This is a genomic window from Luteibacter sp. P1_D3 (genome assembly GCF_056406135.1).
This window is the reverse complement of record NZ_JBFUAT010000005.1, coordinates 135,902-154,964: the sequence shown is the minus strand read 5'-3', so window position 1 is coordinate 154,964 and position 19,063 is coordinate 135,902. Positions and strand designations below refer to the sequence as shown.

16 protein-coding genes are annotated in these 19,063 nt (G+C 65.0%); 9 read left to right on the top strand and 7 right to left on the bottom strand.

Annotated elements, in window-relative coordinates; genetic code table 11:
* Positions 1-12: 12 nt before the first annotated feature.
* The 3 genes from AC1DYM_RS05820 to AC1DYM_RS05810 all read right to left on the bottom strand — a co-directional run bounded on the left by AC1DYM_RS05820 (position 13) and on the right by AC1DYM_RS05810 (position 3,902).
* Positions 13-2,322 (bottom strand): catecholate siderophore receptor Fiu, encoded by a 2,310-nt coding sequence (locus tag AC1DYM_RS05820; RefSeq protein ID WP_477336855.1) that lies wholly within the window; start codon positions 2,320-2,322, stop codon positions 13-15.
* A 195-nt stretch (positions 2,323-2,517) separates the two neighbouring features.
* On the bottom strand, positions 2,518-3,306 hold the full coding sequence (locus AC1DYM_RS05815; protein WP_477336853.1) for an ABC transporter permease: 789 nt from the start codon (positions 3,304-3,306) through the stop codon (positions 2,518-2,520).
* Positions 3,303-3,902: an ABC transporter ATP-binding protein gene (locus AC1DYM_RS05810; protein ID WP_477336851.1), complete on the bottom strand. Its 600-nt coding sequence runs from the start codon at positions 3,900-3,902 to the stop codon at positions 3,303-3,305. Before AC1DYM_RS05810 ends, AC1DYM_RS05815 begins: the two co-directional genes overlap by 4 nt.
* 183 nt (positions 3,903-4,085) lie before the next feature.
* Here AC1DYM_RS05810 and AC1DYM_RS05805 point away from each other — a divergent pair, with 183 nt between their 5' ends.
* On the top strand, positions 4,086-4,751 hold the full coding sequence (locus tag AC1DYM_RS05805) for a response regulator (RefSeq protein WP_477336872.1): 666 nt from the start codon (positions 4,086-4,088) through the stop codon (positions 4,749-4,751).
* Between the two features lie 74 nt (positions 4,752-4,825).
* Complete coding sequence (locus tag AC1DYM_RS05800) at positions 4,826-5,932, top strand: glycosyltransferase family 9 protein (RefSeq protein ID WP_477336849.1); 1,107 nt, start codon at positions 4,826-4,828, stop codon at positions 5,930-5,932.
* A 188-nt stretch (positions 5,933-6,120) separates the two neighbouring features.
* Here AC1DYM_RS05800 and AC1DYM_RS05795 read toward each other — a convergent pair whose 3' ends face one another.
* The gene (locus AC1DYM_RS05795; RefSeq protein WP_477336847.1) at positions 6,121-8,262 is read right to left on the bottom strand and encodes a M13 family metallopeptidase; all 2,142 of its coding nucleotides are present in this window, start codon (positions 8,260-8,262) and stop codon (positions 6,121-6,123) included.
* A 236-nt stretch (positions 8,263-8,498) separates the two neighbouring features.
* Between AC1DYM_RS05795 and AC1DYM_RS05790 the strand changes: the two genes are divergently transcribed.
* Complete coding sequence (locus tag AC1DYM_RS05790) at positions 8,499-10,190, top strand: phospholipase C (protein ID WP_477336845.1); 1,692 nt, start codon at positions 8,499-8,501, stop codon at positions 10,188-10,190.
* The gene (locus AC1DYM_RS05785) at positions 10,183-11,805 is read left to right on the top strand and encodes a multicopper oxidase family protein (protein ID WP_477336843.1); all 1,623 of its coding nucleotides are present in this window, start codon (positions 10,183-10,185) and stop codon (positions 11,803-11,805) included. The genes AC1DYM_RS05790 and AC1DYM_RS05785 overlap by 8 nt, the downstream gene beginning before the upstream one ends.
* A gap of 47 nt (positions 11,806-11,852) precedes the next feature.
* On the opposite strand, the gene AC1DYM_RS05780 is transcribed toward AC1DYM_RS05785, so the two are convergent.
* Positions 11,853-13,646: a M14 family metallopeptidase gene (locus tag AC1DYM_RS05780; protein ID WP_477336841.1), complete on the bottom strand. Its 1,794-nt coding sequence runs from the start codon at positions 13,644-13,646 to the stop codon at positions 11,853-11,855.
* Between the two features lie 80 nt (positions 13,647-13,726).
* Between AC1DYM_RS05780 and AC1DYM_RS05775 the strand changes: the two genes are divergently transcribed.
* The 5 genes from AC1DYM_RS05775 (at position 13,727) to AC1DYM_RS05755 (ending at position 17,563) form a co-directional block, all read left to right on the top strand.
* Positions 13,727-14,257, top strand: coding sequence for an RNA polymerase sigma factor (locus AC1DYM_RS05775; RefSeq protein WP_477336839.1), 531 nt, complete (start codon positions 13,727-13,729; stop codon positions 14,255-14,257).
* The gene (locus tag AC1DYM_RS05770) at positions 14,244-14,849 is read left to right on the top strand and encodes a hypothetical protein (RefSeq protein WP_477336837.1); all 606 of its coding nucleotides are present in this window, start codon (positions 14,244-14,246) and stop codon (positions 14,847-14,849) included. Before AC1DYM_RS05775 ends, AC1DYM_RS05770 begins: the two co-directional genes overlap by 14 nt.
* 72 nt (positions 14,850-14,921) lie before the next feature.
* On the top strand, positions 14,922-15,587 hold the full coding sequence (locus tag AC1DYM_RS05765; protein ID WP_477336835.1) for a response regulator: 666 nt from the start codon (positions 14,922-14,924) through the stop codon (positions 15,585-15,587).
* On the top strand, positions 15,584-16,975 hold the full coding sequence (locus AC1DYM_RS05760) for a sensor histidine kinase (RefSeq protein WP_477336833.1): 1,392 nt from the start codon (positions 15,584-15,586) through the stop codon (positions 16,973-16,975). Before AC1DYM_RS05765 ends, AC1DYM_RS05760 begins: the two co-directional genes overlap by 4 nt.
* 66 nt (positions 16,976-17,041) lie before the next feature.
* Complete coding sequence (locus AC1DYM_RS05755; RefSeq protein WP_477336831.1) at positions 17,042-17,563, top strand: Dps family protein; 522 nt, start codon at positions 17,042-17,044, stop codon at positions 17,561-17,563.
* Positions 17,564-17,600: 37 nt separating this feature from the next.
* On the opposite strand, the gene AC1DYM_RS05750 is transcribed toward AC1DYM_RS05755, so the two are convergent.
* Together AC1DYM_RS05750 and AC1DYM_RS05745 are read right to left on the bottom strand one after the other, a co-directional pair.
* Entirely contained in the window at positions 17,601-18,521 is a 921-nt protein-coding gene (locus tag AC1DYM_RS05750) for a Ppx/GppA phosphatase family protein (RefSeq protein WP_477336829.1), read from the bottom strand.
* Complete coding sequence (locus AC1DYM_RS05745) at positions 18,518-18,871, bottom strand: hypothetical protein (RefSeq protein WP_477336827.1); 354 nt, start codon at positions 18,869-18,871, stop codon at positions 18,518-18,520. The genes AC1DYM_RS05750 and AC1DYM_RS05745 overlap by 4 nt, the downstream gene beginning before the upstream one ends.
* Positions 18,872-19,063 lie beyond the last annotated feature (192 nt).

Genomic DNA, 19,063 nt, shown 5'->3' with positions numbered 1-19,063 from the left:
CGGATCAGTCGATCAGAAGCGGACGTTCGCGGTCAGCATGGCCGAACGCGGCGTGGACGGGGTGTAACGATAGCCACTCTTGTTGATCGCGGCCACGTAGTCCTTGTCGAACAGGTTGTACACGTTGAGCTGCAGGTCGAAGTTGCGGTTGATCGGGTAGCTGGCCATGGCGTCGAACACCCAGTAGGCACGGGTGTATGCCGGTGTACCCACGGCGCCATCGGTCCCGCGCTCGAGCGCACCGGAGTAACGGCCGCCACCACCGATGGTGAGGTCGAACGGCAGGTGATAGGTGACCCACGAGGTGAACGCCTTCTTCGGCGTATAAGCCAGGTCGTCCGAGCCGTTGGCGGTGACGCCGGGGCCGTTCTTGACCGTGGCATTCATGGTGGTGAAGCCGGCGCTGATGGCGAGATCGTCGGTCAGCTTGCCGACGGCGTTGATTTCCACGCCCTGCACACGCTTCTTGCCGACCTGGTAGTAGAGCAGGTCGGTCGGATCCTGGACCACGTCGTTGGTCACCGTGGTGCTGTACAGCGCGCCGGTGAGCAGCAGCTTCGAGCCGAGCAGATCCCACTTCGTGCCGATCTCGGCGGTACGCGCCTTCTGCGGGTCGAAGTTGGGGTTGTCCGCGCTGTTCGTGGCGGTCGAGAGGGTGAGCGTGTTACCGCCCGGAGGCTGCTGCGACTGCGCGAAGTTGACGTAGATGCTGCCGTTTGCCGTCGGCTTGTACAGCACGCCGATCTTGTAGTTCTTCAGGTTGTCGCTGGTGCTGGTATCCACGCCCTGCACGATGCTGCCCGTGGGAAGCCTGCCGCAGACCGGACCGTTACGCGCGCCGCAGGCGACGAGGCTGGAAAAGTCGGTCTTGTAATGATCGAGGCGCACGCCGGCATTCACCTGCCAGTGCTCGCCGAACTTCAGCGTGTCGAAGAAGTACGCGCCCGCCGTGTTCGTCTTGCCATTGCTGAGCGCACCGGTCTCGCCGTAAACCAGGTTGGAGACGTTGGAATCCGGGTGATACAGGTTGGCGGCCGGCCACGTGCTGCCGTTGAGCGGACCCATGCCGATCGCGCGTGCTTCTTCCGAGGTCAGCTCGATACCGGCGCTGATGTCCTGCGTGAACCCACCGGACTCGATCGTTGCCGTCACGTTGGTCTGGTTCGTGGCGATGCGGTTGGACTGGTGCTTGAAGGTCGGATTGCTGCGCGTGAGCGTCCACGTGGACGGGTCGGCCGGGTTCGGCGTGAGTAGGTTGGCCGTGGCGCCGAGGAAGGACGTCAGCAGGTAATCCTGCGTGGTGCGACCCCAGCGCGCGGTGTTGTGCAAGGCCACCTTGTCGCTGAAATCGTGCTCCAGGATGACGGTGAGCATGTCCTGCGTGACATGGTCGTGGTCCTGATCCGTGCCGTAGTAATTGTTCGGATCGACCTTCGCGGCATCGTTGAGGAAGGCGCGCTTGTCCGGACTGCTGTAGCCGGGCAGGCCGATGGTTGGCACACCGCCGTCGGGCACGTTGTTCTGCTTGATGTGCAGGTAATCGATGTACACGCGGGTCGGCGTGCCCAGGCCGAAGGCAAGCGACGGTGCGAAGCCCCAACGGTTGTTCTCGATCTTGTCGCGACCGTAGACGTTGCTCTTCTGGTCGATCACGTTGAGGCGGACCGCCGTGGTGGCATCGAGCTGCTGGTTGATGTCGGCGGTGCCGCGCCGGCGCTGGCCGCTGCCGCCCTGCAGCGAGCCGGATTCCCCGTTACCCAGCACCGGCTGCTTGGTCACCAGGTTGATCGCGCCGGTCGGCGCGGTACGGCCGTACTCGGTGCCGTCCGGACCCTTGGTGACTTCGACCTGCTCGATGTTGAACACGTCGCGCGACACCGTGCCGACATCGCGCACGCCATCGACGAAGATGCTGCTCGACGTGTCGAAGCCGCGCATGTAGATCGCGTCACCCGTGCTGGTCGAGCCGTTCTCGCCGACATAGAACGTGCCGACGCCCGGGCTGTTGCGCAGGGCCTCGGTCAGGGTGGTCGCGCCCTGCTGTTTGATGAGTTCCTTGCCGATCACCTGGATCGTCTGAGTGGTGTCGAGCAGGGACTGGGTGAACTTGGGCGAGGACACTTTGTCCACGCGGAAATCACTGGAACGGTCCGCATCCACCTGCATGCCGGGAAGTGCCTGGACGTCGCTGGTCTTGGTCTGCTGCGGTGGCGCGTCGACGGTATCGCTGGCGACGGCGGCATGGGCGAAGGTCAGGAGGACGGCGGCACCGACGGTGCGCGCGGCAGGAGCGGCGTGCTTGCGGCTCTTGATGAAGGCCATGGTGATTCCCTTGCGAGGCAATGAACAAAGTGGTCCGCAGGCCGAATCGGGCACGAACTCGCCCGACGCGGGCCTGTGGCTCGCGGGGGACGGGTAGCGTTGGTGCCCTGATGGTCGAGGCGCTGCGCGGGTGTTAACCCGGTGTGAGCCATATCGTAAGGGTAATGAGAATGATTCGCAATCTAAGACGAAGTTTCAGCTCAGGTGGTCCAGCCTCAGGCGGTCACGATCGTCGCGGAGTCGCGCCACGGCGCCATAGGCGGTACCGACGGCCGCGAGACAACTGGCCCCTGTCAGCAGGATCAGCAGGAGAATCTGGTACTTCACGGCTTCGACCGGGTCCGCCCCGGCAAGCATCTGACCGGTCATGGTGCCCGGCAAGGTGATGACGCCTGCCGCAGCCATCTGGTTGATCACCGGCACCATCGCGGCGCGGATGGCGCGACGCAGGAGGGGTGCCGTCGCCGCGCGAAAGGTCGCGCCGAGCATCAGTTGGGCCTCGATCGCATCGCGCTGCTGGCGCACGTTGTCGAGGACTCCCGCGAGCGCGATGCTCGCCGCATTGAGGATGCTGCCAAGCAGGATGCCGACCAGCGGGATGGCGTAGCGGGCGTCGTACCAGGGATGCGGGCGGATTGCGGTCATCAGGGCGAAGCAGGCGGTGAGCAGGACGACGCCCAGCACGTTCGGCAGGGCGACGATGGCGTTGCCGCCGACCAGGCGTCGGGTCGGCCGGACAGCGACCTCGCGGACGGCGACCAGGGACATGGCCAGCACCAGGGCGGCGGTGAGCCAGGGCGAATGGCCGGCGAAGACATAACGAAGCAGGTAACCCACCGCGACGAGCTGGACCACCATGCGCAGCGAGGCGATGGCCAGTGCGCGGTGGAAGCGCAGACGAAGGCCGATTGAGAGCGCGGCGTCGACGACCAGAAGGATGGCTGCGATTGCGATGTCGCCGGCGTGCAGGGTCAGGGGCGTCATGCGGCCAGTACTCCACCGGGGAGCATCTGCAGGGCAAGGTCGCTGACTCGGCTGGCCTGGGCGGCATCGTGGGTAACCCAGACGACCGTGGTGCCGGAGGCGCGTCGGCGCGCGATCATCGATTCAACGGCCTGCGTGGACACCGGGTCGAGAGACGCCGTGGGCTCGTCGAGCAACAGGAGGCGTGGTTCGGCAAGCAGCGCGCGGATCAGGGCCAGGCGCTGCCGTTCGCCGGTCGAGGCTTCTTCGATCGGACGGTCGAACAGGGAGCCCGGCAGAAGCAGGTCGGCTGCAAGTGCGCGTTTTTCGACCTCGCGCTCGGGCGCGAAGTGCTCCCCGATCGTGTCGGCCCACCAGCCGCTGCGGGCAGGAATCAGCGCGGTCAGGCGTCGCCATGCGGGCGCGGGGAGCGTGGCCCGGTCGATCCCGGCGAACGTGACCCGGCCTTCATGAGGGTCCAGGTCCGCAATCATGCGCAGCAGAAGCGTCTTTCCGGTGCCGGATGCGCCGGTGACCGCGAGGCACCCACCCGCCGGTACGTCGAATGTGAAAGGCCCCACCAGGTGGTTGTGCAGTCCTTCGACAAAAAGGCTCATGATGGCTTCCACAGGGTCCGACCACAGACTGCCGGTCGCGACTGAGGGTCGGCTTACGGGCAGGTACTCAGCAAGGCCTAAGGCCACCCCTCGAATAATGACACCGGGTTGCCGTTTTCGTAGACAGGTCCGGACGCACGGATGCGATACCCAACGCTTTGGCTTGGCATGGAGGACTGGAACGTGAACATCATCGTGGTCGAGGACGACATCCGCCTCGGCGCAGCCATCAAGCGCGCACTCGAGCACCTCGCCTATACGGTGACCTGGCTGCGCTCGGGCGTGGAAGGGCTCGAGGCGCTGCGCAACCAGTCCGTCGATCTCGTCCTGCTCGACCTTGGCTTGCCGGAGAAGGACGGTATCGATGTGATCACCGAGGCGCGACGACTGAAGGTCAAGACACCGATCCTCGTCATGACGGCGCGAGACAGTGTTGAATCACGCGTGCGTGGGCTGGATGCCGGTGCAGACGACTACATGACCAAGCCGTTTCATCTCGATGAACTCGCCGCACGTATTCGCTCGCTCGCCCGGCGGGCACAGGGCCTCGCGGACAACCAACTGGAAGCCGGCGCGCTCTCGCTCAATCTGAGCACCCTCGAGGTGACGTACCAGGAGCGCCGCGTCGAGCTGACTCGTCGTGAGTTCGCACTGCTTCGCATGCTGATGGAACGGCACGGCAAGATCGTCCGTCGCGAGTCGATCGAAGGTTCGGTTTACGGCATGGATTCGGACGTCAGTCCCAACGCGTTGGAAGTCCTGGTTCATTCCCTGCGACGCAAGCTCAGTCCCGACGCTATCCGGACCATCCGCGGCTTTGGCTACATGGTGCCGCGAGACCTCGCTTGAAATCGTCATCCAGCGGACAGCAAGGCATAAGGTAACTCCGGCACCGTTGGCGACGGACTTCTCGAGATCCCTCCATGTCTCCTGTCGCATCGTTGCGCCAACCCTCGCCGCGCGCGCCTGCTCATTCACCCATGCACGGAAACGTGGCGCGCTGGCGTCGACATCTCGCATCCTGGCTGGCCCGTCACCTGATCTCACCAGCCAAAAACCTGGTGGCTGCTGGTGAGCTTCCTGCCTTTGGTATCCAACGCATCCTCGTTTGCCGCCCCAATCATCGGCTGGGCAACACGCTGCTGCTGACATCCCTGCTGGTCGAGATTGAACGTCGTTTCCCCGGTGCCGAAGTCGACTTGCTCTCCGCCGGACCAGCTGCGCACGCGGTGTTTCGTGGCTTCGATATCGTCGGTGAATGCACGACCCTCGACCGTCGTGCGGCGAGGCGACCTTTTGCGACGATCGGTGCGCTGCGCAAGCTGCGCTCGCGCCGCTACGATCTGGTGATCGACGCGGCAGCGGGCTCGTCGTCGGGGCGTATCGCCAGCGGGATGGCCAAGGCGAGGTTCCAGTTACGGACGGATGCGATGCCCACCGACGGTCTCGCCACCCACCTGGCGGCCCGTCCCGTCCAGGCCCTGCGCTGGGCACTCGGTGTACCGGTCGAAGCCGATGTCCCCTTGCTCGATGTTCGCCTGACGGACGCGGAGGGTCGTGCGGGTCGGGACGCCTTGGCACGGGTACTCCGCGGTACGAACGAACGCGGTCTACCGGTCATGGCCATCTTTCCGAATGCGACGGGTTCCAAGCGCCTGCCTGCCGATTGGTGGAGCGAGTTCACGAACGAATTGCTCGCGCGCACTGGCCAGGCGTGCGTCATCGAGTTGGTTTCCGCAGACGGCCAGTCCCGGCTGGGCGGCGGATACCCGACCTACTACACCAGCGATCCGCGCAAGCTCGCGGCGTTCATCGAAGCCGCGGGCACGTACATCAGTGCCGACTGTGGCGTGATGCATCTTGCGGCGGCGACGGCGGCCACCGTCGTCGGCATCTTCGGTCCCACCGATCCGGCGCGGTATGCCCCGTATGGGCGGAACAATCTGGCGATTGCCTGCGATGACGGCTGCGCGCGAACGACGGCGAAACGCGTGGCCACACACCTGCACCGATGCAGCACGACAAGGTAGGAGCCGATTCATCGGCGATAGCCAGGTTGCCGCGGCGCCATCACTGGCATAGCCGGCTCCCACAAATCGGGTCCCACAAAAAAAGGCGCCGCATTTGAGTGCGGCGCCTTCGCTATCAGCCTTGCGGCGTCAGCGCTTCGTTGGTTTTTCGCCGATGAATCGGCTCCTACATGAAGCAGATCAAGCGATTACCAGATCTTCACCAGCTTGTCGCCCGAGCGGACCATCTTCGCATCCGGCTTGCACTGGAACGCCGTAGCGAAGGAGGCCATGTTGGACGGCGCGCCGATCGCGCGCAGCGACGCCGGTGCGTGCGGGTCGACGTTGAGGTAAAGCTCCGCCTGCTTCTGGCGAACGCTGCCGCGCCACACGCGGGCCCAGTTGAGGAAGAAACGCTGGTCCTGCGTGTAGCCATCGATCTTGGCGTTGGCTTCCTGCGGATTCTTCTTCAGGGCTTCCTGGAGAGCGTCGTACGCCACGGCCGTGCCGCCCAGGTCGGCGATATTCTCGCCGAGGGTCAGCTTGCCGTTGACGTGCAGCTCAGGCTTGTCCTTGATCGGCGCGTATTCGTTGAACTGGGCGACCAGTTTGCCCGTGCGCTCTTCGAACTTCTTCTTGTCGGCCGCCGTCCACCAGTTCTTGTTGTTGCCCTCGCCATCGAACTGGCTGCCTTCGTCGTCGAAGCCGTGGCTGGCTTCGTGACCGATCACGGCGCCGATGCCGCCGTAGTTGATCGCGTCGTCACCATTGGCATCGAAGAACGGCGGCTGCAGGATCGCGGCCGGGAAGTTGATCGTGTTGTCGGTCGGGTTGTAATACGCGTTCACCGTCTGCGGGGTCATGCCCCAGTCGAGGCGGTCGGTCGGCTTGCCGATCTTGGCGATGTCGTAGTGATAGTTGAACTTGCTGGCAGCCTGCACGTTCGTGTAGTAGTCGTCGCCGCTGACTTCCAGGCCCGACCAGTCACGCCACTTGTCCGGATAGCCGATCTTCGGCAGGAAGGCGTTCCACTTCTGGATCGCCTTTTCCTTGGTTTCGGCACTCATCCAGTCGAGGTTCTCGATGCGCGCCTTGAGGGCGTTACGCACGTTGTCGACCAGTTCGTTGGCGCGCTGCTTTGCTTCCGGCTTGAACACCTTGGCGACATACAGCTGGCCGAGGGCTTCGCCCATCGACGCGTTGACCGTGCCGAGGACGCGCTTCCAGCGCGGCTTCTGTTCCGGCTGCCCGGCGAGGGTCTTGCCGTAGAAGTCGAACTTGTTGTCCTGGAACGCCTTGGACAGGTAGGGCGACGCGCCGTCGATCGCGTGGAAGCGCAGGTAGGCCTGCCAGGTGCTGACCGGCGTTGCCGCCAGCATCTTGTCGAACTCCTTGAAGAACTTCGGCTGGGACAGCGAGAAGCCCTTGTCGATCGTCACGTTCTGGGCGGCGAAGAACTTTTCCCAGTTGAAGTGCGGGGTGATCTTGTCCGCTTCGGCGACGGTGACGAAGTGGTACTGGTTTTCCGGGGCGCGCAGCTCGACCGGTGCCAGCGAGGCGGCAGCCAGCTGCGTTTCGAACTTCATCACCGCATCGGCCTGGGTCTTGGCGTCGGCATCGGACACACCGGCAAGGGTCAGGGTCTTGATGATGTAATCGACGTAGGCCTTGCGGTTATCAGCCTGCTTGGGGTCGGTGTAGTAGTCCTTGGTCGGCAGACCCAGGCCGTCCTGGTTGGCGTAGCCGATCTGGATCTTCGCGTTCTTGAAATCGGCACCCGAGCCGAACTGGAAGACGTAGTTGTCGCCGTCGGCGAAGCTCTGGTCGAGGAAGCTGGCAACGTCGTCGCCGTTCTTAAGCGCGTCGATCTTGGCCAGTTCCGGCTTGAGCGGCTCGATGCCGGCCTTCTCGATGGCGGGCTCGTTCATGCCCGAGCGGTAAAGCAGGCCGATCTTCTGCTCGATCGAACCGGCCTTGGCGTTGGGCGCGCCCTTGTCCATGGCGTCGACGATGTCGTGCTGGGTGTTCAGGCTGCTTTCGGCGAGCTGGTCGAAGGCGCCCCAGCGGGTCCGGTCGTTCGGAATCGGGTTGGCGGCGACCCACTTCGCGTTGACGAAGCCGTTGAAGTCGTCGCAGGCGTCAATGGTGGTGTCGATGTCGGCCACGTTGAACGTGGGCGCGGCAGGCGCGGCGGCGGCCGTGGTGGCCGGCGCCGGGGCGGCGCTGCCGGTCGCGGCAGGCTGGTTGCCGCCCGGCACGGCGGTATCGGCATCGTTGTGCTGGCTGCATGCCGTGCCGGCGAGCGCGACGCCGAGCGCCAGTGCGAGCGGCTTCAGGTACTGCTTGGTCATGGGTGTCCCTCTGTCCAGGTGAAGCGGTGCCCCCGGGCACCGGTGGGTTCCGAGCATAGCCGCTGCGAACGGCCACGAGGGCCGACCGTGACGAAGGTCATGGATTGAGAAATTTCGCAAGCTCTTGCGGATTTTGTCCCCCGACTGTCATGCGGTGTTCTTACGCTGGTCGGACCGCATGACAGGGGATGCGGAACCTTGCAGTCCGGCCGCCACATCCTTCGAGGAGCCTAGTCATGCGCAAGTTACTGGCCGCAGGCATTGCCTGCGTGCTCACCCTCTCCGCCGCGTCGATCGTCGCCGCCCAGCAGGTGGCTTCCGCCCCTGCCGCCGCGGCAACCACGGCCTTGGGCTTCGGCCACGGCGGTCACGGCAGCGATCCGCGCACCGCCACACCGATCAAGCACCTGGTCGTGATCTTCCAGGAGAACGTCTCCTTTGATCATTACTTCGGCACCTATCCGTTTGCCGAAAATGGCAAGGGCGAACCGTCGTTCTATCCGCGGCCCTTCACCCCGCCGGTGAACGGCCTGTCGCATAAGCTGCTGACCAGGAATCCCAACGCCGCCAATGCCGGCAATGCGGACGCGGCGATCAATCCGTTCCGCCTCGCCCGCGCCCAGGCGGCCACGGCCGACCAGGACCACGGCTACACCTCGGAGCAGCGTGCCTTCGACGGCGGCCGGATGGACCTGTTCCCGCTGTACACCGGCCACGGTGAAACCCTGCCGGGCGGCGATGCCGCCCAGGAAGGCAAGGGTCAGGTCATGGGCTACTACGACGGCAACACCGTCACCGCGTACTGGAACTACGCGCAGAACTTCGCCATGAGCGACAACCACTACGGCACGGGCTTCGGTCCGTCTTCGCCGGGCGCGGTGAACCTGATCGCCGGCCAGACCGCCGGTGTGATCGATACGCTCAACGGCACCGGCGCAGAAACCGACGATGGCCACGGCGGCCTGACCATGATCGGTGATCCGGACCCGATCGGCGATGTCTGCTCCTCACCGACGGCGAGCCAGGCGACGATGGGTGGCCGCAACGTCGGTGACCTGCTCAACGCGCAGAACGTCACCTGGGGCTGGTTCCAGGGTGGCTTCGACCTGACCCGCACCAATCCGGACGGCAGCACGGGCTGCACGCGTCGTACGCTGTCGAATGTGACCAACACCACCTCGAACGACTACAGCCCGCACCACGCGCCGTTCCAGTACTACCCGTCCACGGCGAACCTGACACACGCGCGCCCGTCGTCGATCGCCGCGATCGGCAAGACCGACGCGGCCAATCATCAATACGACATCCAGGACTTCTACGATGCCCTCGACACCGACAACCTCCCGTCGGTGAGCTTCCTCAAGGCGCCGGCGTACCAGGACGGTCATGCGGGCTATTCCGATCCGATCGACGAGCAGGCATTCGTCGTCCACGTGATCAACGCGCTGCAGCAGAGCAGCGAGTGGAAGGACACCGCCGTCGTCATCGCCTACGACGATTCCGATGGCTGGTACGACCACCAGGAACCGCCGCACACCAACGGCTCGACCGGCACGACGGATGCGCTCGACGGCGCCGGCCTGTGCAAGGGACGCGTGACGCTTCCGGGCCTGGACGGCAAGACGCCGGCACAGGGCCGTTGCGGCTTCGGTCCGCGCTTGCCGCTGCTGGTGGTGTCGCCGTGGGCACGCGAGAACATGGTCGATCACAGCGTGACCGACCAGAGCTCGATCACCCGTTTCATCGAAGACAACTGGTTGAACGGCAAGCGTCTCGGTGGTGGTTCCACGGATGCCAGCGCTGGCCGCATCGACAGCATGTTCGACTTCTTCTTCCCGCGCCTGTTCGATCGCAAGCTGATCCTCGACGAGTCGACCGGTCAGCCGAAGCGTCCGCAGTGGCCGTTCGGGAACGGTGGGCATGGTTGATCGCCGTCGTTTCCTGAAGACGGCAGGGTGGATGGCCGCGGCGGGTTGGATCCCGTCGCGGCTCCTCGCGCATGACATGCACGGCATGCAGGCCGCTCCCGCGGGCAAGGTGGGCAACGACCTGTGCATGCATCCCATGGGCGATACGACGCACCTGCCGGGCCTGGTCGATCCGGGCAAGCTAGCGCCCTTCGTCGATCCGCTGCCGATCCCGCCCACGCTACGCCCTGTCGCCGGCAAGACGCTCGACGTGCGCATGGCGCAGACCGCGCAGAAGCTGCACCGCGACCTGCCGCCGACCGAACTGTGGACCTATGGCGGGCACTATCCCGGGCCCACCATCGAAGCCCGCACAGGGCAGGCGTTCGATGTGCGTTGGGAAAACGCGCTGCCGACGAAGCATTTTCTGCCTGTGGATCACGCCATCTGCGGTGCCGAGGCCGACCAGCCGGAAGTGCGCGCCATCGTGCATCTGCACGGTGCCAAGGTGCCGCGCAAAGACGATGGTTATCCGGAGGACTGGTACGTCCCCGGCAAGTCGCGCCAACACCATTATCCGAATGCGCAGGATGCGGCCACGCTCTGGTATCACGACCACGCCATGGGTATTAACCGGCTGAACATGTACGCCGGGCTGATGGGTCTTTACCTGTTGCGCGACGAGCACGAGTTGTCGCTGGGCCTGCCATCCGGCGACCAGGAACTGCCGCTGGTGCTGGCCGATCGCTTGCTACGCACGGACGGCCGTCTGTATTACCCGGACTCGGGCGATGCCTCGGCGCCCTGGGTGCCGGAAGTGTTCGGCAACCTTACCCTGGTCAACGGAACGATCCTGCCGCGTGCCGACGTCCAGCCGCGACGGTATCGGCTGCGTGTGTTGAACGCCGCGAACGGCCGGTTCTATCACCTGCGTTTCAAAGACGGGCGGCCATTCCATGCGATCGGCTCGGACCAGGGGCTGCTGGCCGCACCGGCGAAGGTGACGTCCATCTTCCTCGCGCCGGGTGAGCGGGCCGACCTCGTCGTCGACTTTGCGGTCTTGCGTGGCGGCATGGTGGAACTGATGAACGACGCACTGCCGCTGATGCGTTTCGCCGTAGGGCAGGGCAATGTGCGCGACGACAGTCGCTTGCCGGATGTCCTGCGCGAGCTGCCCCGGGTGACCGAAGCCAGTGCCTCGAAAACCCGCGAGCTGACGCTCGACGAATACAGCGATTGTGTCGCCACGCCGATGCTGATGTTGCTCAACGGCAAGCGCTGGCACGATCCGGTCACGGAGACGGTGAAGCTGGGCAGCACGGAGATGTGGAGCCTGGTGAACCTCACCGAGGATACCCATCCGATCCACCTGCACCTGGTGCGCTTCCAGATCCTCGATCGCCGTCCTTACGACGTGGACGAGTACATGGAGAAGAAGACCCTTCGCTATGTCGGGCCGGCGCAGGAGCCGCCGGCGCACGAACGCGGCTGGAAAGACGTGGTGCAGGCGTATCCGGGGATGGTCACGCGTATCGTCGCGACGTTCGATGGCTATGCAGGACGCTACGCCTGGCATTGCCATCTCGCCGAGCACGAAGCCAACGAGATGATGCGACCTTTCGAGGTCGTTGGATAACCCTGCCTCGCTACCGCGGGATCGCCGATGAATCGGCTCCTACAACATCAGTGAACCGTTGACAGTGCCGCGGCGTCCAATCGCACGACCGGATACACGCCCACCTTCTGCACCGTGTACCACGGGCTGCGTTCGTAGAAAAAGGTGAGTCGTGCACGCGGGCTGGCGGCGAAAACGGCATCGCTCTTCAGCTTGGCCTCGAACTCCGTTTTCAGTGCGGGGTTCGCGGCTATCATCGTCCGCGCCAGCGCTTCGAGCACGCGCGGCTCGCCGTACTCTTTCTGTTCGAAGACGGCGTTGAAGTAGCCCCAGCGAAGCAGCGAATCCGGTGCCCGTGCATCGAGCAGGTTCAGGGCGAGCACCGCATCGGCATTGTCCGCGCGCACGATCACGGTGCCGGCGGGAAGGTCGACGTCCTGCTTCGACGACGCGATGTGCACGTCCTTGATCATGTGGTGGCTTTCGAAGGGCTTGTCCGCCCACCTGGGCTCGGTCATGTCATCGCGTTCCGCCTGCACGCGCGCCGGGGCGGTCGTGCGGGTATACGGGATGCCGTGCGCGTCGAGCCGCGCGATCGCATCGGTCCACTGCGGCGGGATCGCCCAGGCCGCCGGAAGCGGCGCCGACACGTCGGGAAGCAGGTCGTTCCAGTTCTGGATCGGGTAGTTCTTCTTCGTTTTCGGGTCGTACTGCACCCAGATGTCGCCGGAGACATCGCTCTTGGTCTGCGTGAACGCGTAACCCTTGAGCGTGAATGGCGTCGATGTGGGGTCCTGCTTGAACGTCACCGGCAGCGAGGCGCCGGGCTTCATGGAAAGCGCGGCCGTCCAGCTATCGGCGTCCTTCGACGCCTGGAGCAGGGCAGCGGGATCCTTGTTCACGTGCGCGAGCACGGCGCGCACGACATCGTAGGTCGCGCGGACGCGTACCTCGTACGACTTGAGCATGTGCGTTTCGATCAGCAGGCCGGCACGATTGCGGATGGCCGCGTAGCCCGTGGAAAAGCGCGGTCCCGAGCCGAAATTCTCGATGCCCTTGGTGATGTCGCGCCCATCGCGGAACTCGAGATACGGCGCGGCCAGGTGGCCGAGCTTCTCGTAAGCAGGTATGGCATCGCCGTCATACGCCGCTCGCTGCCAGCTCGCGATCGACGGCGGCAGCTTGTGTGCATCCTCCGCGTACCAGGTGAGGTCGTACTGGTAGTCCGCGCCATCGGTGGTGTGGATGTCGATCAACAGGTCGGGCTTCCACGTGTTCCACAGTGCCAGCCACGCACGCGTCTCCGGCGCGTCGGCCTTGACGTAATCGCGGTTGAGGTTGAGGTACTGCGACTGACCTCGAAAGCCCATCGCATCCGGACCGTTCTGGTTGATGCGGTTGTACGGGTTCGAGTTCTCGTGGCCATCGACGCTGTAGACCGGGATGTAGACCAGCACGGCGTGATCGAGCAGGTGGGGCAGGCGGCCGGTCACGGCGAAGTCGCGCAGCAGCATCAGGCCGGCGTCCTTGCCTTCGATCTCGCCGGGATGGATACCCGCCTGCAGCAGCACGATGGGCTTGCCGGCGGCGCGGGCCTTCTCCGGCGTGAGGTCGCCATCCTTCGCCGCGATCACCACGGTCATCGGCCGGCCTTCCGGCGTCGTGCCGAAGGTCGCCAGGCGGATCGTGTCCGGCGTCGCCTGGGCGAGCCGTTGCAGGAAGGCCTGGGTGTCGGCGTAGGAGGGCGTAGTGTGGAAGGAGGACGCCTCGGCAGGCGTGATCCAGGTGTCTTTCGCCTGGGTCGCGACGGGCGCCAACGCGATCAGGGCGAGGAGGAAGCGTGCGGGGAGCGTGGCAGGCATGGACCCATCCGGCAGGAGAATCCGGCCATTGTGTGATTTTTTCCGCGCCGTCGCGAATCATGGGGAAAAGAGGAGGGTTCATGGCCGAGGCCGAGAGACGTCGCGCGTTCGAAGCGCTGCTGCAGACACACCGCAAGATCGTCTTCAAGGTCGCGGCCGTTTACGCCCGGGGCGAGGAGGATCGGCGCGACCTTGCCCAGGAAATTCTTTTGCAGGTCTGGCGATCGTTCGGTGGTTACGACGCGGGACGTCCGTTTTCCACCTGGATGTATCGCGTCGCCCTGAACGTAGGGCTCTCGTATGCACGGCGCCGACGTGAGCGCACGCAGCCACTGGATGCCTCGGTCATCGACACGCTGGGCGGCGGCACGGCGATCGACGAACCGGACGAGCGTCTCGCTCAGCTGGCCCGCGCGATCGATACCCTGGAGCCGCTCGATCGCGCCCTGATCCTGCTCTACCTCGATGAGCAGCCCCATGCGGAGATCGCCGCCGTGCTGGGCATCAGCGAATCCAACGTTGGAACCCGCCTCGCGCGGCTGAAACAACGCCTCCGCCGGGATATGACCGGTACACCATCCGCCACGGGAGAACGCGATGGAACTCGATGAACTGAAAGCCGCCTGGCAGGTCCTGGACCATCGGGTGTCCCGACTGGAAACTGCGGCACCCGCGCGTGGCGTTGGCGGTGTTCGTGCCGAGCTGCGCCCGCTCGTCATTGGCCAGACGATCCAGATGGTCGCGGGCCTGGCGTTTGCGGTCGGGGCGGGTTCGTTCTGGATCGATCACCGTGACATGCCGAACCTGGTGGTGACCGGCTTGCTGCTGCACCTTTACGCCATAGCGATGATCGTGGCCGCGGCGCGCAACCTGTTCCTGGTCAGCCGGGTGAACGAAGGAGCACCCGTACTGGAGTTGCAGCGACGGGTGGCCAGCCTGCGCGCCTGGCGCATCCGCGAGGGCCGCTGGTTCGGCATCGTCGGCTGCTTCATGTGGGTCGCCCTGATCGTCTGGGCGTTCGCTCTGCTCGGGGTGGACATCGTCGCTACCCGCCCGGGATTCGTCGGCTTCCAGCTGGCCACCGCCGTCGTCTGCCTCGGCGTTTACGTCGCGGTGTCGCGCCTGGCGCGCTCCCCTGAAGGCAGGGCGGCGCACAGGGCCCGCGAGCGACTGGACGAGATAGCCCGCTTCGAGGCCGGTTGACCGGGGTTTCTCAGGCGGCACTAAGCTCGGGGCGGGGATACTATCAGCCGTGTCCGCCTTGGGGTCGCTCTCTTGCACATCATCCTCGTCGAAGACGACGCCCAGCTCGGCGACGCCATCCGCAGGGCGCTCGAGCGGCTGGCCTATACGATCAGCTGGTTCCGCGACGGCAACGAGGCGCTGGCGGCCATGCGCAACCACGAGGCCGACCTGGTGCTGCTCGACCTCGGCCTGCCCGGCAAGGACGGCATGGACGTGCTCGTCGAGGCGCGGCAGTCTCGCGTGACGACGCCCGTGATCGTCATGTCCGCCCGCGAAGCCCTGGATTCGCGCATCCGCGTGCTCGACGCTGGGGCCGACGACTACCTGGTCAAGCCCTTCCATCTGGACGAACTGGCCGCTCGCATCCGCTCGCTGGCCCGGCGTGTCAGAGGGGAAGCGATCAACCGACTGGACGCTGGCGCCTTGAGCCTCGACCTGGGCACCTGGGAGGTGATCTGGCACGGCGAGAAGGTCGACCTGACCCGCCGTGAGTTCGCGTTGCTCCAGGCGCTGATGGAGCGCGCCGGCCGCATCGTCCGGCGCGAGGCGCTCGAAACCTCCCTGTACGGCCCGGACGCGGCGATGAGCAGCAGTGCCCTCGAGGTCCTCGTGCATGCCCTGCGGCGCAAGCTCAGCCACGACGCGATCCAGACCGTACGCGGCTTCGGCTACATGTTGCCGCGGGAGCCGCGGTGAAGCCCCTCAGCCTGCGTTCGCACCTGCTGGTCCTCATCATCATCGTGCTCGCGGCGGTGCTGCTGCCGCTGGGCATGCTCAGCGCCAAGCGCACGCTGGAAGAAGTCGACGAACTGTCCGACGGCCGGCTCGCCCAGGCGGCACGTACGCTCGAAGTCCTGGTGGGCCGGATTGGCGTGGACCAGTTGCGCAGCCAGCGTGCCGCGCGCCTGCTGGTACCGAGCATGTCGAACCATCCGCAGGAGCTGACGGTGCAGGGTCGAACCTACGAGTCCGAGGTGGGCTTCGAGGTRTTCGATCGCGATGGCAGCTTGCTCCTGGCAACGGAAAACCTCGCCATGCTGCCGAACACGCCCGCGGCCGACGGCGAATTCGAAGATGTCGTCAGCGGCAGGCACACCTGGCGCGTGTTCACCCTGATCATGGAAGACGAAGGCATCACGATCCGCTCCGGGGAGCGCTACGACAGCCGCCACGAGATCACTCGCGCGCTGTGGGTCGAGCACGGCTTGCCGACCTTCCTTGGGCTACCCCTGCTGGCGCTGCTGGTGGGCCTGGCGATCCGCCGCGGGCTGCGCCCACTGGAGATCCTTGCGCGCGCGCTTTCGCGTCGCGAGCCAGGTAGCCGCGAACCGATCCGGCTCGACAACGCACCGACCGAACTGAAGCCGGTTGTCGACGCGCTCAATGGCCAGATCGGCCGCCTGGAAAGTGCCCTCGAGCGCGAACGGCGCTTCAGTGCCGATGTGGCCCATGAGCTGCGCACGCCGCTGGCGTCGACGATGATCAACCTCGAGAACGCGATGTCGTCGGCCCAGCCGCACGAAGCCCAGGCCGCCCTCGAGGCGGCGCGGGAATGCCTGGTCTCGCTCGCCCGGCGTACCGAGCAATTGCTGGCACTGGCGCGACTGGAGGTCGGCGCGGCTTCGGGCGCACGTAGCCGCGTGGATCTCGCGGAACTGGCGCTCGAAGTCATCGAGGAACTGGCGCCRCTGATCGGCCATGGCGGCGTCGAGCTCAGCATCCGCGAGCTGCCGGTGAACCTGCACATCGAAGGCTACGGCGTCGCGCTCGGTGCCTTGCTGCGCAACCTGCTGGAGAACGCCTTCCGGCACGTGCCCGCGGGCGGTCACGTCGAGCTTTCGATCAGCCGTGACGAGGACGAGGTCGTGATCGAAGTGGTCGACGACGGTCCGGGGATTCCGCCCGAACGTCGCGCTTCCATGTTCACCCGTTTCCAGCGGGGCCTGGACACGCAGGGTGAGGGATTCGGCCTGGGCCTTTCCATCGTCCAGCGCGCGGCCGAGCTGCATGCGGCGAGGGTCCAGCTGCTCGATGCGACATCCGGGCCGGGCCTGCGCGTGGTGGTGACGCTGCCGCTGTCCTGAGCGGAATTTCCAATCTCCGTAACAAAGGCCGGCGCATACTCATGGGCCCCTCCGTGGAGCGCCGCAATGAAGAATCCTGAAGCGACCAAAGCCAAGCGCAAGGCCGACCTGCACACGCCTACCGGCCTCGGTGCCGATGCCACCCGCGATATCTCGGCCGAACTCAACGCCCTGCTCGCCGATACGTTCGCGCTTTACCTGAAGACCAAGAATTTCCATTGGCATATGTCGGGCCCGCGGTTCCGCGACCTGCATCTGTTGCTCGATGAGCAGGGCGAGCAGATTTTCAGCATGACCGACGATCTCGCCGAGCGCGTACGCAAGATCGGTGGGACCACCGTACGTTCGATCGGCCACATCGCGCGCCTGCAGCGCCTGTCCGACAACGACGCGGATTTCGTCACACCGCAGGATATGCTTGCCGAACTGCGTGAAGACAACCAGCGTCTGGTCGGTTTCCTGCGAGAGACTCACTCGCTATGCGACGAGTACTCCGATGTCGCCACGGCCAGCCTGATCGAGAACTGGATCGACCAGGGCGAGCGCCGCGTGTGGTTCCTGTTCGAGACGAACCGCGAGAACACCTGAGGGCAGGCCGGCGCAGTGCGCTGCTGCGCCGGCTGCTTCATCCGAGTGAACGAGCAATACCGTTGAGGATATCCGCCCTGCTGACCGTGAGCGGCGCCTGCACGAACTTGACGATCTCATCGACGATCAGGGCACAGGCCGGCATGACGGGGAGTATTTTCGGGTTGACGGCGGCTAGTTGCGCTCGCTCTGACGGTGACATCGACAGGATCCGATTCGCGACGCTCTCGACTTGTGATCGGGTCAGACGGGCATGGTGCCCGGGCCGGGCACCGAGCGACACCGCTGCCACGGTGAAAACGGCTTCCGACAAGCCCACCAGCTCGACCTCGTTGAGCGCAGGCAACCGTTCGAACGCTGACACGAGTCGGTGCGAGATGAATCGCCGCGCGCATGCTTGTTGCTCGTGCGAGGGGGTGTCCCCCTGCAGGAATTCCTCTGTGAGCCTCACGCAGCCGAGGTCCAGCGACACGCTATCTGCCGCTGTAGCCGCGCCCATGGCGAGTTGTGTCGAACCGCCGCCGATGTCCGCCACGAGATAGCGCTTTCCTTGAGGTAGCTCGCTGGTCGCGCCGATGTAGGCGAGTTCGGCCTCGAGCTGTCCGCTGATCGTTTCTGGATTCAGCCCCAGCGACGCGGCCAGTTCGACGACAGGACCCAGGTGACAGCCGCTACGCGATATCCACGTCAGGCACATTCGGGTGTGCTGGACGTCATGGGAGCCAATGATGTTTGCAAAGTCGACCAGCGTTCGGTGTGCGTGATCGGCGACATCGGCAGCAAGGACGGGGGTTCGGTGAATATCGCGTCCCAAACGGACGATTTCCGACACGCGAGCCAGTTCCCGCAACTCGACCCGTTGGCCCGAGCGGTCCGCGCTAAGGTCAGCGATGAGCAGCTGGATGGAATGGGTTCCGCAATCGATCGCCGCGACGCGACGGCGGCTACCGCCGTTCATTCCGACCCTTCGATACGTGAATCGAGCAACGTATCCGGCGCGACAAAGCGTGCGTCGATCTTGGTCATCCAGTCGTCGGCTGGCAGGCTGCCGAGTACGTAGATTGGTTTGCCCAGACCTGCCGCATAGCCCAACTCCCATGAGCAATCGTTGCCGATGGGGGGCTGGCAGATAAGCATTTCCGCTGTATCGATGGCCTGCTTGCAAGCGATTGCACCCTCAGGAAAGGTGGCCTCGACCTTGTCGATGGGAAGCCATAACGTGACGCCCAGTTTCGTGGCGAGGCGTCTGGCATCCTCGGAGCTGCTGACGACCTTGTCGCACTTGGCGCAAAAATACGCGTGTCCCATGTCGTGTTCCTCCATGAACGAAAGTCGAGTTCGACCTTCTTTCTCCTTGACTTGCAGCGTGCTCCCGGGCCTCCGGCCCTGTCAATCGACGTCATCGACTGATCGAACTATGCATTTTCGGTGTGAGGACGAGGGCCGATCGAATCGTCAGGCCCTCTCCGAGGGCCAGTGGATGCCGGCGCGACATGCGTC

What these genes read in the sequence shown, in the direction of transcription:
- AC1DYM_RS05800 (WP_477336849.1), top strand. Translation starts at nt 4,826, where the DNA reads ATGTCTCCTGTCGCATCGTTGCGCCAACCCTCGCCGCGCGCGCCTGCT.
- AC1DYM_RS05745 (WP_477336827.1), bottom strand. Translation starts at nt 18,871, where the DNA reads ATGGGACACGCGTATTTTTGCGCCAAGTGCGACAAGGTCGTCAGCAGC.
- AC1DYM_RS05755 (WP_477336831.1), top strand. Translation starts at nt 17,042, where the DNA reads ATGAAGAATCCTGAAGCGACCAAAGCCAAGCGCAAGGCCGACCTGCAC.
- AC1DYM_RS05775 (WP_477336839.1), top strand. Translation starts at nt 13,727, where the DNA reads ATGGCCGAGGCCGAGAGACGTCGCGCGTTCGAAGCGCTGCTGCAGACA.
- AC1DYM_RS05770 (WP_477336837.1), top strand. Translation starts at nt 14,244, where the DNA reads ATGGAACTCGATGAACTGAAAGCCGCCTGGCAGGTCCTGGACCATCGG.
- AC1DYM_RS05790 (WP_477336845.1), top strand. Translation starts at nt 8,499, where the DNA reads ATGCGCAAGTTACTGGCCGCAGGCATTGCCTGCGTGCTCACCCTCTCC.
- AC1DYM_RS05815 (WP_477336853.1), bottom strand. Translation starts at nt 3,306, where the DNA reads ATGACGCCCCTGACCCTGCACGCCGGCGACATCGCAATCGCAGCCATC.
- AC1DYM_RS05795 (WP_477336847.1), bottom strand. Translation starts at nt 8,262, where the DNA reads ATGACCAAGCAGTACCTGAAGCCGCTCGCACTGGCGCTCGGCGTCGCG.
- AC1DYM_RS05750 (WP_477336829.1), bottom strand. Translation starts at nt 18,521, where the DNA reads ATGAACGGCGGTAGCCGCCGTCGCGTCGCGGCGATCGATTGCGGAACC.
- AC1DYM_RS05785 (WP_477336843.1), top strand. Translation starts at nt 10,183, where the DNA reads ATGGTTGATCGCCGTCGTTTCCTGAAGACGGCAGGGTGGATGGCCGCG.
- AC1DYM_RS05780 (WP_477336841.1), bottom strand. Translation starts at nt 13,646, where the DNA reads ATGCCTGCCACGCTCCCCGCACGCTTCCTCCTCGCCCTGATCGCGTTG.
- AC1DYM_RS05820 (WP_477336855.1), bottom strand. Translation starts at nt 2,322, where the DNA reads ATGGCCTTCATCAAGAGCCGCAAGCACGCCGCTCCTGCCGCGCGCACC.
- AC1DYM_RS05810 (WP_477336851.1), bottom strand. Translation starts at nt 3,902, where the DNA reads ATGAGCCTTTTTGTCGAAGGACTGCACAACCACCTGGTGGGGCCTTTC.